This is a genomic window from Thalassoglobus sp. JC818, from assembly GCF_040717535.1.
In the GTDB taxonomy this organism is placed as follows: domain Bacteria; phylum Planctomycetota; class Planctomycetia; order Planctomycetales; family Planctomycetaceae; genus Thalassoglobus.
This window is the reverse complement of the sequence record NZ_JBFEFI010000013.1, coordinates 1-15,439: the sequence shown is the minus strand read 5'-3', so window position 1 is coordinate 15,439 and position 15,439 is coordinate 1. Positions and strand designations below refer to the sequence as shown.

Genomic DNA, 15,439 nt, shown 5'->3' with positions numbered 1-15,439 from the left:
ATTGTGTTGACACAGGAAAGCCCCGGCAGTTCACTTTTGACGATCAACTGACGAGGCGATTGTTCAACCCTTTCGACAAGCTTTCACAATACCCAAACAAGCTAGCAAATCCACACGCGAAAGGAAAACATCGGAACCCGCAAGAAGCTCAACCTGAAGGTTGCAGAACTCCCCAAGCCGCCAAACAAGATCCCAGTGACGCGGCATCCGGCGGGCAACTGGGTCAAGCATATTAACGGCAAGCGTCGGAGCTTCGGGCGATGGGCTGAAGTCGTTGACGGCCAACTGACGCTGTTCAAAGACCCGGATGACGCGAGCAACGCGGGCTTGTGGAAGAATGCATTACGAAACCTTCATCAAGTCGCACCGGGGTTGCTCAATCAGCAAGACCGGAAAGTGACGGGCATCAGCACGGAATCAGAGAAAGATCCGTGTGAAGAAATTGAGTATGAAAAAGGGCCGGATATCTCGATTCGGGCCGCGTGTAATCTGTTCTTGTCATCCAAGATCGATCGACACGATGCCGACCAATTGTTAAAGGCAATGGTCGATGACCATCAACGACCATGCGAGATCATCATCAAGTTGTTGACCCGTCAATGTGGACGCGAAAAGCTGATCAAGGTTGACGATGCTGGCCTGAAGGCATTGGGGGACCACATCCGCGAAACACACACCAGCTATTCAAGGTAAAAAAATGTGCTGACGTGGTGCGATTTTTCTTCAAGTTCTGCAACGAGGATGGATTGGTTTTTGCTCCGCTTGAAGTTGATGGCGAGATTGTCAGGCAGTTCATCACTTTTAATTACGTCAAGCCGATGGCAATGACCAAGGACCGGGGCCGCGTCGCGAAACTTGGCAAAGTTCGTTCGCGAGAAGAACGGGACGAACAATTCAGCCGGGAGAAGTGCGCGAAGAATCAGAAGCTGTTCTACCCTTCTGAAGTCAAACAGCTTCTCGACAACTGCCATACACCACAGATACGGGCAATGATCTTGTTGGGGCTGAATGCAGGCTTCTTGCCAATCGACTGTGCCCGGTTCCCATTGATGGCGTTAGGCGCTGAAGAAAGTGGCTGGACGGAATCCACTGGCATCGACGATGCCGAACAGGTGGTCAAGTACGGTCTGGATTCCGGCTTGATCACATTCGACCGATTCAAGAAACAGAACTTGAGAATGGTTCAGTTATGGCCGGAAACTCAAGAGGCACTTCGGCAAGTCATGGCTGAGCGGTTCGAACGGCTGTCACATTTGGTTTACAAGTGGCAAGAATGGGACGAAGCCAGTGACGAGGAACGCCAAGCCAAGAACGTGAAGCCGCACGGATCGTATTGGCATCCGATTGACCCGGTGTTCCTAACTGAGAAGCTGTCCAACTCTTGGGCTGGCACAACTGAAAAGTGCTCAGCAGTCAGCCATGAGTTCAGCAAGATTAAAGAGCGTTGCAAGTTCAACGGCTCAAAGTCTCGGATCGGCATTTCAGCGATGCGTCAAACTCATCGCACAGCGACCGACAACGCACACGACTGGATACAGCAGGCCACATCATGGGGCACACGGTTCAGAACATCGACGCTCAGCACTACATCAAGAGCAAGGGCATTGCCCGCATTCAGTACGTTTGCGAAATCGTCCGACAACGCATCATGCTGGCAAGTCCCGTTGATGCTGGTGAATGGTCGTATTCGGATTTCGTCAAAGGCATCGAACCGCCTGACCTGACCAAATGACTTTCATCATCATCCCATTCTTTAACAGGCCCGGTCTTCGTCGATCGGGATTTTTTGGTATGATGGCCTTCCCGGTTGAGATGAGGAAAGGCTGAGAGTCATGGAAAGGAATGGTCAACCAACAAAGCGGAACACTGATGTCGTCACCAGAACGCTTTTTTTTTGCAGTGGCATAGGGGTTTCAAATCGCATGGCACAACTTGCCGTGCGAATTGCGACGCAACCAATGCCGCTTGGAACTGAACGGAACCCGCTGGAATATCTCAACATCAAACCGCACAAGGGGCTTGAACTCTTCAAACGTGGTCGGGTGGTTGTGATTGATTCGGAACGCTCAGAACGCGAATTGAAGCAACTGCACCGAACGGCTCAAGATCGTGAAGGGACCAACCCCGGTTGCAACCTTTGGGCATTCGCCTTGCCTGAACAGATGCCTGACCCGTCACTTGCTTCGGTGCTTGACGTTCGCTTGGACAAGTTCATCAGCAAGCAACGCGATGATCTTGAAGGCGTGGATTTCTTCATCATCGATTCACTTCGACACAACCTGCACAGCGTGCTTTGGAACTTGGATGATGTTTTTGACACTCTTGAAGAAGTCGCACCGAGGGCCGGTGTGCTGATGGTTGGCGAACCCAACTCTGCCAGCGAGTTCGATCAAGTCATCAGGTTGGGACAGTTAGGCGAAGCATCACAGATCATTCTGGATGTTAAAAACTTCACGACCGACACGACCGCAAGAATTAGGGGGCAGTGCGTCAACACTTGCTGGTCAAAATTCCAGATGATTCCGGATGGCTTGGCGGGTTCGCGACACATCCACCAGTTCGGGCCGTTGCGTTGACCGAGTCTTTCACTCAGCAAACAGATTGGAGTTCATCCAATGATGATCGACAAAAACGGAGTTCTCATGTACGACTCCAAAACTCGTTCAAAGCCGAATGACCCTGCCTATGATCACCCCAAGATTCCAATAAAGGGCTTGAATCATGGCGGGAAATTCGGCGAGGATGGGTTGGAAACGAAGTTGCTAAAGCTTCAATGGTGTCATGTCATTTCGATGAAACTTATTCGCGATTTCTGGAATAAGATGCAGGAAAATGGGTATTGGGACTGCATGGCTGTTTATGGATCGATGGTTGATGTTACTCAATCTCAAATGGTCAAGCTCACGGCAAAAATGCAGGGTGGAACATATGCGAGCCAGTCAAATCTCGCCGAGAAGATCTTATGGGCCAAGTGGAACTTGGTTAGTGGACCACTCCACCGTTCTGACGAACCAACTGGTGAGTTGGACGATCTCAGGTCTCGGTATGGAAGTGTTGACGATCGGCGTCGAATTCTGAAACTGTTAAATTACGGAAGGCAGATGGAGAAGTGGTTGGCAGGAATGCCTTCTAGAAAAGCCATCGTGCGAGAGTTGATCGACCAAATGAAATGCGACTTGAACAGAAGGCCAGTTATCAAGTTTGATAGCGAAATCTGGCGTGTAGGAAGCACTTCACCACAGTATGACGTAACAAGTGACGCAAAAAGGACTCTTGTTAACCCACTCTGGCATCTTCGGGGCCGGATCGGAAAATCCGATTGAAGCCTTCGGTTGGACGAATACGAACTGGAATTTGTCAACACACTTTGTCTTTTAGGGCATAGCATGATTGACCGAGAATCGGCTGAAACCCAAGGTTTCTGACGCTCGCAAGTTGGCTCAACACATCTTGTTGATTGTTCAAACCAATTCTCAAAGGGCAAATCATCAAGACTTCGTCCCATTCTCGTAAGTTGAGCCATTCAGGCTCCAACCAAGAATGTTGCATAGTTCGCTCAACACTGGCTTGATTGTATCTGGATGGTGTTTCGAAACGGCAAGGGTGCATCCGGGGGTTCGATGACCGAACTTATACCACTGGACTGTGTGGACGGTTGCGACTCCCCTGCAACGTGTAATGAAGTCAAGTGAAGTGCCCGCTTCGGTAGCTCTCTTCTCTTTCCTGTCATACTTGGATGTACGTGGCATCCAACACAAAAATTGTATCTGGTATTTGTTCAGATGTTCGATCGCTGCAACCGTTTGTTCTGTCTCAATTGACGGTGGGTCGATCAGCACAGCGGTAACATTGGTGTCAAGTTCCATGCAGAGTGAGTAGCCATCAGTGTTTCGTACGGAAACATTGCTAGAGCCTGCAAATGATTCAATCAATGCTTTTGTCACTTCTTCATTTGTGTCACACAACCAGAGTTGTGCGTTCGTGCCTGCATTGCGAATCAATTCTTGACTGATTCCACATGATCCGAAGTAACGACTGCCTGCGGCCAAGTCTTTGGCAATGAATTTTCCTGCATAAGATTCAAGAACTGATGACAATGGTGAGTGCTCATGAATCAATTCAGCTAGTTTGCCAATTCCATTTTTCCATTCGCCAGTTTGGGGTAGTTCGTACTCCCGTCGGCCAGCATGGATGTCAGCAACAATGCCATCAGGGTTTTGATTGAGTGCATATACGAGAAGCGAGACCCAGCACGCATGTTTAATAACATCCCCTTGGTTACCGATTTTTTTTGAATGATCATATCGAACTTCTGGTTGACTCAATCTATCTCCATGGTGTTCAGCTTCTTGGCGGTCCAAGTAATTCAAGTATGCTTCAATAAGTGAAAATGAAAAGTTGCGTGCTGACGTCAACTCTTCTTCATTGGCACCACGCAAATTGCCTAAATGACTTCCACGATGGCGTCCTTGCTTGACCGGTTCATCGTTCGCTAGTCTCCCAAAGTCGCTCCAATCAGATTTTGTGATCCCTAACTTTGTTCGCAAGTTGCCCTCGTTGTTGAACTGTTTTTTCAACGCTTCTCGAATTTCATAAAGATGGATGAGTTCGTTGTCGGGGTCGCGAACGGCAGCTTCATAACTCGCAACAAGAACAGGAACCAAAACATCAGACTGGATTGAGCCTGCAATTCTCGTTGCCGTCTTCTGCTTCTTTGCGATTCGTTCAGCACGAGTGTCACGGATGACAACTCCATCCCCATTCGTCACGATGCAGTCGACACTACCACCAGATTTGATGACGCAAGTACCCGACAATTCAACGACTCGATGCCCATCGTCGTGAAGTCGCGACACCAAGGGCTGACTCAATTCAAACTCTTTGTGGGATGCCAGCATGACGCCGCGAAAATGATCATGCAAGTTTCGATGCAGAGAATGCTTCAAAGCTTCCGTGAATTCGCTTGGTTGAATGTTCGTTGATACTTTGCTGCTTTCGATTTCCAATTTGCAACGATCGAATTCAATCGTGAATGGTTCCTCGAAGAAATCATCAGGCGTGAATGTCCATTCAACAATAACCGTTTGTTCCATTGCTTTTATCCATTTTTACAGCATCAAGCACCGGTTTCTGGCTTAACAAAGTAGGGTGTATTTAGGCATGCTTGGTAGCACACAACTTTGATTGAGGTAGAAAGCTCGTGTCCAATTTCGAATCAGAAGCCGAACGATTGAAGGCCGTGCTACTGCATCCGTACGCACCAAACAATTGCTTTCTTTGTGCGACACCATTGTCAGACCAGAACGGCACGGTTGAACACGTTTTCCCAAAATGGCTTCAACATCGCTTCAATTTGTGGGAAAAGCATTTGACCCTGCTGAACGGGACGACGATTTCATACCGACGACTTACGATACCGTGCTGCAAAGTCTGCAACAATGATGGCCTGGCACCAATTGAGAAGAGAATTGAAGAGGCGAGCAAGCTTGGATTCGAAATGTTTTCCAAGCTTTCACGATTCGAATTGATTCAGTGGCTTGGAAAGATTTTTGTTGGCATTCAATTCAAAGAATTATCACTTGCTGTTGACCGGACTGACCCGAATTCCGAAAAAATTCTCACACCGGAATTTCTGCAAAGATACGCAATGCTACATTTTTGGCTCCAGATGCAGGCTCCCCATGATTGGCATCCGGGGTCGCTTTGGATCTTCGAATGCCAGTGCCCCGAAGAAACGGATTTGCAATTTGATCTTAAAGACGATGCACTAAACGGATTCATAGCTCTACGATTTGGAGAAATTGGCATCATTGGCGATTTTTTTGAGAATGGCGTTCACCAGAAGGTTGCAGAGCCATTAACTGCAAAACTCGCCAACAAAAAGTTGCACCCTCACCAGTTCACGGAAGTTGTTGCTCGGCTTGCATACGGAGCAAGTTTGCTGTGCCAAGAATCTGATATTCAATTCTTTCAAGATGCAGATGGACATGTCAGCTACCGAATTGAATGGCGGTCAACTGTTGACGGCGACTCGTGCATGAATCCGTGGCACGAGGAATCGTATGCTTCCGTACTCTCTCAATTCACCGGGATTCCGTTTGATCAAATTCATCGTCCCGAACACGGCACTATGGGTTGGCTCTTTGATGCTAATAACACGTATGTTCCTTGGATGTTGAATGAGTCACATCCTTTGGCTGGGCAAGTACGGCCAATTCTGAAATGAAAAGAGCCTCAACCGGTCGGGTCAACCGGGAGGCTCAATAGTTTCGCCAGTGGTAGCGGGCCAGAATCACTGAAAGCTTTATTCTGGCAACGTATCTGAAGTTGTTAATCCTTTTCTCTCAGGCGCCATGACAGGGGCTGTAATCCTGTCAAGGCTACGGGGCCGGGCCGATGGCGAGAGAATGGGAAGATGACGGGCCGAATCACAATGATAATTTGGGTGATTTGGGTCTGCTGAAGTGGGCGAAGGCGTGACAAGGGTTGACAGATGAAGGCTTGACAAGGGCATGGTCCTGTCATTTCATGCCAATCAATCAAATTCCGTGCCACATATTAAATAAGTGTTGGAGTTTGCAAGTTCGAGCTTTCGGAAATCGTTTATATGTAATGGTTTGCGAAATTTCAAGTTTTTTGACAGATCGCTTCAAACCTCGATAAAATCTTGTATTTGTGAACATTTGTGACTCAACCACAAGGATTTTATCACAATGACGAGACGGAAAGACGAGGCGGAGAAACCTGATGACTATTTCGCAGCGACGCTTGACTGTGAAGATGTGGGAAAGCAGACCGGGCTTTCGCCTGATGGCGTGCGTCGACTGTGCAAGAAACGCCTTTTGGCCTTCTTCGATGTGAGTCTTCAGCCCGGCACTGGCTGGCCGCGATACCGATTTTCGCAGGCACAAGTTGACGAGTTTCTCGCGTCGCGAACAAAGAACGCGACGGGCATACAAGTCGAAGTGAAAGCAGATCGACGAGGAACGGTTCGGGGTCGCGTGCCTGCGAGAGTGTAAAAGAGTCGGTTCGGTGAATCAGTGCTCTACGTGGTTGGGAGCACGGTTTCATCAAGAAAGGAAGGAATCCTTCAACACACTGTGTTGAGCATCAATGGAAAACCCCGTCGAAATCGCTTGGCGGTCGATTTGACGGGGTTCGGAATAAGCAAATGAAGACTACGACGAAAAAAGATCATTTACAAGACCTGTCACAGCCAGCATCAGACCTGAAGTTTTCAGCATGGAATGACGGGAAAAGATATCGAACCGAAAACGGTTGCTTGACCGAACTTTTGAATCGGATCGGTCGCTATGGGCTTGACGAGTTTGCCAGCGAAGTTTGCAACGCTCTTGTTGAAGATGGCGAACATGAAGACTGGATACTGATCAACAAAGAGCCGTTTTCAGTCACTGAAGGTTCCGTTGGCCAGGGCAACGAACAAATTCTTGATTGGCTGGCTGCCAGCCGTGCCCACGATGAAGACTATCAGGAAGCCTTTCGCGTGTTGTTGGAATGGCATTCAAGTCACTACTTCGGGGGAAATGAACCGGTTTTTCAATGCACCACGCCAGCGAACCAAGATGCGTTGAATGAAGTCATCAACGATGCCAAGTCGCTTAACTTCAAATCGATCAAAGCAAAGTCACGGGCCGTTGTTGAATTCCCGAACGAGTTGAGCAACGTCAGTCTCATTCAAATCAAGAACAAAAAGAAAAGCGACAAAGACACATACTGCGTCTACTGGATCGCTGGCGATAACTTCGGCGAATACTATCAATCAGAACAAGTACCAGCACAAGTACGGCGGGCAATCACCAATCATACACTTCCGGTCGGATGCGACGCTGAAGCCGATCTATTCAATGATGACGATTCGGCATCTTCCCAATCTGCTGACATCCAATTTGTGTCGGAATCCCCAACCGATGCGTTGAAGATGATGGAGTTGGGAATCAACTGCGTCTGGGGTGGACGCGGGGCCGGTGTCCTGTCCATTTGGAAAACGGGAACAGTGCAGCGGCAGGCGAGGGGCAAGCACCTTGTCTTGTTGGTTCATGCCGACGCACGCGGCGAAGATTCGATTCAGAAAATCTATGAAGCGTTTGAACCGGCACAGCCTGCTGAATTCTCAGTCATCCGCATGGCAAGCTTAGCGAAGCAATTGGGCTTGGATGATGTGCCTGATGGATTCGATGTGAAGGATTATTTCACTGACCATTGTGATGACATCGACGATGCCAAGCTCTTCTTGTGGAATTGTCGCGAAGCATTTGTTCCGCCGATGACTTCAAACCGGGGAACAGCTAAACGGATCAACCGCAAGCCCGGCTCTTCAATCACAAATCACCACTACAGACATCCGCTTTCGGTGAACAACATCGAAAGTCAGATTGAGGATGAATTCGATGGTGATCCTCAAGTCTGGGCAAGTCATTTAGTCATGAGGAAATCTGACGGTGAATTTGCTGTCATGGCAAAGCCGGAAATGCTTGAAGCGTTTCTTAGTGGAAGCATGGGGCAAAACGTCGATTTCATCGGTGGTGCTGGATGCCCATCAATGAAAGTCACTTTTGAATGGCTGCGTCAAAATCGACCGGTTTTGGATAGTGTTGAATTTGCTCCGCATTTCCCGATCAAAGAACGAACACTTTACGGGTGTCCAATTCCTGATGCTTGTTCAACGATGCACCTTGAAAAGTGTCTCGACTTCTTTCGCTTTGAAACTGAACTTGATCGTGAATTGTGCCGCGTCTTTTGGGCAACGCTGGTTTACGGCTGGCGGGAGACTCGACCGCCGGTCTTTGTGATCACATCGGATCATGGCCGGGGCAACGGCAAATCGAAAGTCGTTGAATACTTCTGTCAAAACGTGTTTGACGACCGAACTTTCTTTCCAGTGTATGGGGTCAAGAGTCCGGGCTTTCGCAGTCGCTTATGAGCGGCAAAGGGCTTTTTGCAAGAACGCTGTTCTTCGACAACATGAAGTCAACTAAGCTTTCGAATTCGATGCTTGAATCATTGATGACGACTGAGAAGGTCAGTGGAAAGGTTCTTTGGGCTGGTTCGGGCACGCGAGTCAACAACGCCATCTTTGTTCTGACAATGAACTCGCCTCAATTCGCAACGGACATTTCGCAACGCTCCGTCATCATCAAGATGGGCAACGCTCGCAAGTCGTACTCTGAAAGTTGGGATTCTGAAGTCATCCAATTCATGAAGCAGCATCGCACGGAAATCCTTGGCGGGCTTCGCACGTTCCTTGAGATTGGGATGAAGGACCGGCAGAAGATTGAAGAGTCATCACGGTGGGGCCGATGGGAAGGCGACGTTCTTTCAAAGTTAACTCGCTGCAACGACGCTCAATTGCTCATTAAGCAACGACGCGGCGAAGTAGACGCTGAAGCCAGCCACAATGATGACATGGTCACGGCTGTTGATTCGTTTCTTTCAAAGATTGGTTACGACGTTGGTCAGGATTCAATTTTCATTCCAAGCCGCCTTGTGGCACACATCATGAGCATTGAAGGCCGTCAGCGAGTTGACACGAAAACTGCCGGGACCATGTTCAATCAGTTGATCAATGAATCAGACGAATACTCAAAGCAGTTTGAGTACCCGGAAAATCCAATCAACTATGACGGCGGAAAAAGCCGGGGATTCATTCGGCTTGGGGCTGACGATGATGTTCAGAAAAACATCATGAAGCGTTTTGAGCGTGCCGACTTGGACGGCTTCGACAAGTTCGAAAGGGGATGGTGATGAACTTGGCACACTCAACATCGATTTGGAACACTCAGATAGGTCACTGTTCCAGACTTTACCGCATAATTTTTCATCTATTTCTATTCTTGGAACAGCGGAACAGTGAATTCTTCAGCATTGGCAAGAGTAATAATCAGCAATGGGGAATGGAGAAATGAGTAGTAGTAAAAAGAGTTGGGGCAAATTTACTATTCCAGTGTTCCAAAGTGGGTTTGGCCGCATGAGTTATGCCAAAAACACTGGAACAGTGACTGTTCCACGCGGAACAGTAGCCGTTCCGGCACAAGATCGACCGCATGATTTATGCGGAAACACTTGGGACAGACCGTGAGGCCCGCGAATGAACGGCCATTTTTTGCCCATCGATTCCGGAGCGTTGGTTACGCCAATCAGCACACAAGTTCACCAATGCCAGAAGGTGTGACAACAGTCAACACATTTCCGGTGTGTTGACAACAAAACCGAAAGAAATTGCACCATGAAGAACACTCATATTTTCGACTTGCCTGAAGCAAGCGGGAACAGCTTGCTGTCATGCCGACTGGCCTTGGATTTGGTCAACCATGACGGGCCGGTTAGCAGTCCGTTCCAAATGAATGAGCATGGCGAGCAGGGGAGCATCTTTTTGACTGATACTCACAACCCGTTTCAGGACACGGTTGACCGGCTGAATTTGGTCGATGCTGACAGGCAACGTTTGTCATGGATTCAGATCGTGCCGCTACGCGGGGAAGTCGCTCGAAACCGCGAACGCGGAATCAACAGCCTTGCAGATGCTCTTGAGTTCTTGCTTGCAAATGAACCGGACGTCAGCCAAGCCAAAGGAATCGTCGTTGATGCACTGACGCCGGGGCGTTGTCCAGTCGATGTTGACTGGGAACGATTTCTTGAGTTGGTAGGCAACCGTCCCTGTTTGGCAATCGGACCGGCAACGGCCAACTTCAATTGTGAATGGCAACACAAATTCAGCCGATCGGATGGCGGCCTTAATGAATTCAGAATTTCGTCAACGAGTGCTGACGGGCTTGCCAGTGAGTTCACTGCCAAGTTGAGCTATCCGCACTGGGAATTTGCACAAGCAACCACGTCTTGTTTGTGACCACCACAACCCCGGCCAAGATGGTCTTGTGCCAGGGCCGGAAATCACCTTTCACAACCGGGGGGCTGATTTCCGGGGTGGTCGCATCAATCAGAAACAGGAGTTCGAACATGAAGACGTTGGAAGGTTGGCCAACATTCCACGCCGCCGATTATGCAGGCCGTGCGTCAAAGAAGATGCCCCGACCAAGCCCCGATGATGAGCAATCGACGTTTGTTGTCAATGTGTCATTCCAAGATCAACTTGAATCAATCACCGCTGGTCGTCATGTGGATGATGAAATTGATTCCGTTGACCCGCAGATTGAGCGATACAGACACGCTTTCAATTGCTTCGCTCAGAATCCTTGGGCACGGAAGTTTGAAAGATTCTGTTGTGGGCGTGCTGGCTTGCATGGTCGACACATTGCCCCCAATCAACTGACGCTGGTTCAAGGCTGGTCATATGGCGTCCGTGCCTTCGCCTATGATTTGATTGCACGAACAATTCGGGGTTTGCCTTGGCCTGATGGAACTCTCAATCCACGCGGTCAATGTGTGTGGATCAATACCAAAGGACCGGATGCTGTTGAAAAGCTAATGTCAAACCTTGTTCAGTTCGGCGGAATGTTCAACACACAAAACGTGCTGATCTATACGACTGATGATGACAATGACTTCAAGCTTGGTGAATTCGCCTGCTTTCTAGCTGACTATCCAGACGTGCGGCTGATTGTCTTTGATGACTTCACAAGTGTTATCGATGTGGACAGCAACAAGAAGACGGCCAACTTCATTTGGGACTTATGGGCTGACATGGAAGCCGCCGAAGCCTTTCCATGTGTTGTCGGCCTTCTTCCCAATCTGTCCATCGAAGGATCAGATGTACTCGCATGGTGTGGGGGCAATTCGATTTCCATCGAACGGCAACCATCAAAGTGGTCTGACCTCAAAGTTGGAACAATGAGGCACGGAAAATTCGGCAGTGACTGGACGAGCGATTTTGTTTTGTCTGGGGAACCCGCCGGAATGGTTTGGCTCTCATGACTCAACACTCACAACATCGATTGTCTGAACAAGACGTGTCCGCACGAACGAAAGTGCTTGCGATCATTCGCAACTCGCAAGATGACTATCCGAACGGAATGACGCTGACTGACCTTGAAAGATCAGTCAAAGCTTCACCGCTGTTGATTCGAGTGCTGGCTGACCTTCTTGATGATGACTTAATCGAAGTTGATGCCGGACGTATCACGTACGCATTTCGCGACGGGTCAGCAAGCGGACGGAAAAAGAACGGGCTTCAACAGTCGCAACATTCAGCCCATGTCGATCGTTCGGTGAAAGGAATGCCCAACTGATGAGCGAAACAACCCCATATTTCGGCCCCCAATTCAGTTCAGCACAAGCCGCGAAGAAGATCGGCGTTTCACTTCGTACATTTCGGAAAATCTTGGCCGCTGGTGAGATCGAGTGTTTCAATGTTGGCCGGGGGAATGAGAGACCAAGGTACAAATTCAGCCAAGCACAGATTGACGCATACTTGCAACAACGAGCAATCAAGCGAGTTGAGCGAATCAAAGTCAAAGGGAAAAAGGCACAACGCGACAAGGCGAAGTTTCTGGCATCACTGAAGAAGCCGCGTCAGAAACTCGACATCAACAACTTGGCAGGGGCGACCATTTCAACAGGCTGGAAATTCAAAGAAGGTTCTGGCCCCGAAGGAAGGATTGACAGTAGTTAAGGCATGACAGGCTGTGACTGACTTGCACCTATTGACTACTCTTCACGCATACAACGGGGAAAGGGGTTTACTTTTGTTGCCATTTGCGGCAGGCAAAAGAGTTGCACCTATTCAAATTCAGCAAACGAGACCGACGAAATGAGCGTTCAAAATCGATCCAAAAACCAGCCGACTTTGCCCGTCAACACACGGTCACTGTGTTGAGAAATCGCGGCTCCTCAATCAAAGCCTGTTCAACGTAAACTACCGATTCGGTTTCATTAACCAACCTGAATTCGGCCTTTATCATCATCCCATTCTCAAGAGGAAATCAATGATCATGGCAAACAACAAAACCAATCATGAAGTCAACACAATTAACTCCCCCTTCGCCTATCAATTCAATGGCATGGTCGGCAACTTGGAACCGAAAAAGTCGGTGCAGGATGCGACGCAGCGACAGGCTGAACTTGCCAAAGTCTCAGACGCTCAAGTCTTTGGAGAAGCATACGATCGAAAGATTCTCAAGCCGTCTGAACTTGGTGACTATGAGTTCGACCAACTGCGAACGGTTCGTGAAATCCCGCTGTCAGAATGGTCAGATGCCCAAGTGTCGCGTGAAGCTAAAAAAAAACGCGGGCTGTGATCTGCCCTTTCAAATTGCCAAGAGTTTCTAAGACACTTTGAACATCAACCACGCGACCAACAACAAGGAAAATGACAATGCCACAGTTAACAGAGAAGCAAGAATCTCTTCGTCAAATGATGATGAGGAGAACTGGAATTCAGCCTCGGCTGACCGCCAATGAAGAAGGTCAAGGACTGACCATGAACGCGAGCGACAAGAAGCTTGCATCACCCAACTTTGACGAAAGCTTGCGGGGCAAAAGTGCTGAGCAAGAACGCAAAGACCTACTACTCAAGAAGAAGTTCGGTCGGAACAAGATGCAGCTTGCGAACTACTCAGATGAAGAATTGGCCGCTGAACTTGCAAGCCGCAAGAAAGCCAAGGCTGACAACACTGGTTGCAAGTGTCAGGACGGTCAAGCCGTCGCCAATGTCGTCAGCAATCAGGCTTTCAACGACGTAGTTCAAATGAGTCAGACCATGAATTTCGGCGGTCAGCATCAACAGCAAAGCCCGACCGCGAACATTCAAAAGGGTGAACCTGAAACAACTGTCATCGTCAACTCTCAAGGCGAAATGGAAGTAGTCGAAGTGTCTTCACTTCTTCGAAATTACTACCAGCCAGTCGACACGCATCCTTCCGCCGCTGTTGACGTCGAAAGCATGACGGCAAACGTCTTGTCATTCTGACTTCAATCAATTTCGCTTGTGCCTTCACCTTCCAAAAACGGGTAGAAATTGAACAGAGTGCGAGCGTTTGGCTTCTTGTGGACGGCACATTATCCAGAGTCATCTAGCACATTCTTCGAGCAAAGAACGTCGACAATTGCACCGTTCGCAAGGTTTTCCGGGAATGAAAGATACTTTGGAATCTTGGACATGTATCCTGCACACGGGATCGCATGCGTTAGTGAGCCATCGACCGTCTTTTCGTTGAACGACAATGCAAGCCAAGTCAGGCACATTTGTTCAATTGCAATATGACGGCAGTTGTAGACAGCACGTTTTGGAGATTCGTCGAACAGCAACAGCTTTATTCCAATCGGTTCCCGAAAAGTGAATTGGAGAAACTTGGCGGAGATTTTCTCGTCATTGAAGTGACTTCTGATTGCGGTCCGGTTGGCCTTTTCAACGCTGGAATCCCAAAGGTACTTTCGATCATCCCATCGCTTGAATGCTCGCCGAAAAGCACTTTCATTGATCGTCTGATCGGGAATGGCTTTGATTTCAGACTTACTGTTCAACTTCAATTGGACTTTGCGACCGAGGATCGTGAGTTCGAATGGAAGTTGTTGAATGAACCGTTGGTTGATAGGGCTGTTCATCACTTTAGGTCCAAAGTTCGAATGCTCGAATGAATTCCGACGATCTGTCCAACACTATAAAACCTAATTTCAATTCTGTTGGCTAGCGACTAGACTGACGAGTCGCGGAACTGAGATTCACAATGCCCCAAGCAATGCCAGTAAAATAATGATTCCCATCGCAATCCACAGGCATCCTGCACGTTCTTGCTGAGACTCAAACTCTTTTTTGAACTTGGCGTTTTCCGTTCTTGTTTTGGCAAGTGTCAGCAACTTAGAGATTGGGATGTTTCGCTTTGTTGTTGTGAATCGAAAACGACCATGAATGTCATTCCCGCAAGACTCGCACTTGCGTTTCGTGAACTGATTGCCTCCTCCAGAGTAGATTACCCATTCGTTGTGCCCCGACAATCGACGGCAGAACGGGCAGATGTGAGCCATGCCGTGATTGGCATCTGGTGGATGAACAGATAATGCGTCCCGTTCTTTTTTCGTCGATTCGGTCTGATTGATCGGGGCAAATTGTGGCGTCAGTTGTGCCGGTTACTGTCGGCACTTCTAGCAAGTGTCACCCGAACGTACCTTGCGTTCACCGCAAACGATGCAGGTAGGCCGGGATTCCCAGTATTTCGCTGCATCAAACTTGCTTCTTCGTCTGGCCATTTTCATATTCGAAGTTGCAGCGAGGCTTTAGCTCAAATTCGGTTCCTATTTCGGGCTATTCTTGCCTTTTCAATCATACAAGATCAAGGGGATACCAATGTCGAACTCTGACTTGCCCCGTGTTGCGTGCAACCGATTCAGACGGCTGGACGTATCGGATTTGGGGCTGATCGTCGATTCTCGCAAGCCGTAGGAGCTTCCCGGCAATGTTCCGGGCCATCATCCCACTCTCTCGCGTCATCAGCCAAGATCAGAAGGCCGTTTGGTAAGATAGGCCGTT

16 protein-coding genes are annotated in these 15,439 nt (G+C 48.7%); 14 read left to right on the top strand and 2 right to left on the bottom strand.

The annotated features are described in order from the left end of the window. Positions 1-195 precede the first annotated feature (195 nt). The 4 genes from AB1L42_RS21910 (at position 196) to AB1L42_RS21895 (ending at position 3,323) form a co-directional block, all read left to right on the top strand. On the top strand, positions 196-693 hold the full coding sequence (locus AB1L42_RS21910) for a hypothetical protein (protein WP_367061563.1): 498 nt from the start codon (positions 196-198) through the stop codon (positions 691-693). A gap of 17 nt (positions 694-710) precedes the next feature. Next, complete coding sequence (locus tag AB1L42_RS21905) at positions 711-1,724, top strand: hypothetical protein (RefSeq protein ID WP_367061560.1); 1,014 nt, start codon at positions 711-713, stop codon at positions 1,722-1,724. Between the two features lie 198 nt (positions 1,725-1,922). Next, the gene (locus AB1L42_RS21900) at positions 1,923-2,576 is read left to right on the top strand and encodes a hypothetical protein (RefSeq protein ID WP_367061557.1); all 654 of its coding nucleotides are present in this window, start codon (positions 1,923-1,925) and stop codon (positions 2,574-2,576) included. 39 nt (positions 2,577-2,615) lie between these two features. Beyond that, positions 2,616-3,323: a hypothetical protein gene (locus tag AB1L42_RS21895; protein ID WP_367061554.1), complete on the top strand. Its 708-nt coding sequence runs from the start codon at positions 2,616-2,618 to the stop codon at positions 3,321-3,323. A gap of 165 nt (positions 3,324-3,488) precedes the next feature. Here the strand turns inward: AB1L42_RS21895 and rlmJ are convergent, their stop codons facing one another. Continuing rightward, entirely contained in the window at positions 3,489-5,093 is a 1,605-nt protein-coding gene (gene rlmJ / locus AB1L42_RS21890; protein ID WP_367061551.1) for a 23S rRNA (adenine(2030)-N(6))-methyltransferase RlmJ, read from the bottom strand. Between the two features lie 554 nt (positions 5,094-5,647). On the opposite strand from rlmJ, the gene AB1L42_RS21885 reads away from it, so the two are divergent. From AB1L42_RS21885 to AB1L42_RS21840, 10 genes are all read left to right on the top strand, one after another. Then, entirely contained in the window at positions 5,648-6,226 is a 579-nt protein-coding gene (locus AB1L42_RS21885; protein ID WP_367061548.1) for a hypothetical protein, read from the top strand. 487 nt (positions 6,227-6,713) lie between these two features. Next, positions 6,714-7,019, top strand: a complete 306-nt coding sequence (locus AB1L42_RS21880) for a hypothetical protein (protein ID WP_367061545.1) — start codon at positions 6,714-6,716, stop codon at positions 7,017-7,019. A 152-nt stretch (positions 7,020-7,171) separates the two neighbouring features. Next, positions 7,172-8,941 carry a hypothetical protein gene (locus AB1L42_RS21875; protein WP_367061542.1) on the top strand — a complete coding sequence of 590 codons (1,770 nt, stop codon included), beginning with the start codon at positions 7,172-7,174 and terminating at the stop codon, positions 8,939-8,941. A gap of 83 nt (positions 8,942-9,024) precedes the next feature. Beyond that, entirely contained in the window at positions 9,025-9,762 is a 738-nt protein-coding gene (locus AB1L42_RS21870; RefSeq protein ID WP_367061539.1) for a hypothetical protein, read from the top strand. Positions 9,763-10,243: 481 nt separating this feature from the next. Continuing rightward, complete coding sequence (locus tag AB1L42_RS21865) at positions 10,244-10,864, top strand: hypothetical protein (protein WP_367061536.1); 621 nt, start codon at positions 10,244-10,246, stop codon at positions 10,862-10,864. Between the two features lie 110 nt (positions 10,865-10,974). Beyond that, entirely contained in the window at positions 10,975-11,889 is a 915-nt protein-coding gene (locus AB1L42_RS21860; RefSeq protein ID WP_367061532.1) for a hypothetical protein, read from the top strand. 35 nt (positions 11,890-11,924) lie between these two features. Next, positions 11,925-12,203 (top strand): hypothetical protein, encoded by a 279-nt coding sequence (locus AB1L42_RS21855; protein ID WP_367061527.1) that lies wholly within the window; start codon positions 11,925-11,927, stop codon positions 12,201-12,203. Further along, entirely contained in the window at positions 12,203-12,586 is a 384-nt protein-coding gene (locus AB1L42_RS21850) for a helix-turn-helix domain-containing protein (protein ID WP_367061524.1), read from the top strand. The genes AB1L42_RS21855 and AB1L42_RS21850 overlap by 1 nt, the downstream gene beginning before the upstream one ends. Before the next feature lie 319 nt (positions 12,587-12,905). Continuing rightward, positions 12,906-13,211, top strand: a complete 306-nt coding sequence (locus AB1L42_RS21845; RefSeq protein WP_367061521.1) for a hypothetical protein — start codon at positions 12,906-12,908, stop codon at positions 13,209-13,211. Positions 13,212-13,288: 77 nt separating this feature from the next. Next, on the top strand, positions 13,289-13,882 hold the full coding sequence (locus tag AB1L42_RS21840) for a hypothetical protein (protein ID WP_367061518.1): 594 nt from the start codon (positions 13,289-13,291) through the stop codon (positions 13,880-13,882). Positions 13,883-13,971: 89 nt separating this feature from the next. Here AB1L42_RS21840 and AB1L42_RS21835 read toward each other — a convergent pair whose 3' ends face one another. Further along, positions 13,972-14,517, bottom strand: coding sequence for a hypothetical protein (locus tag AB1L42_RS21835; RefSeq protein ID WP_367061514.1), 546 nt, complete (start codon positions 14,515-14,517; stop codon positions 13,972-13,974). Positions 14,518-15,439 lie beyond the last annotated feature (922 nt).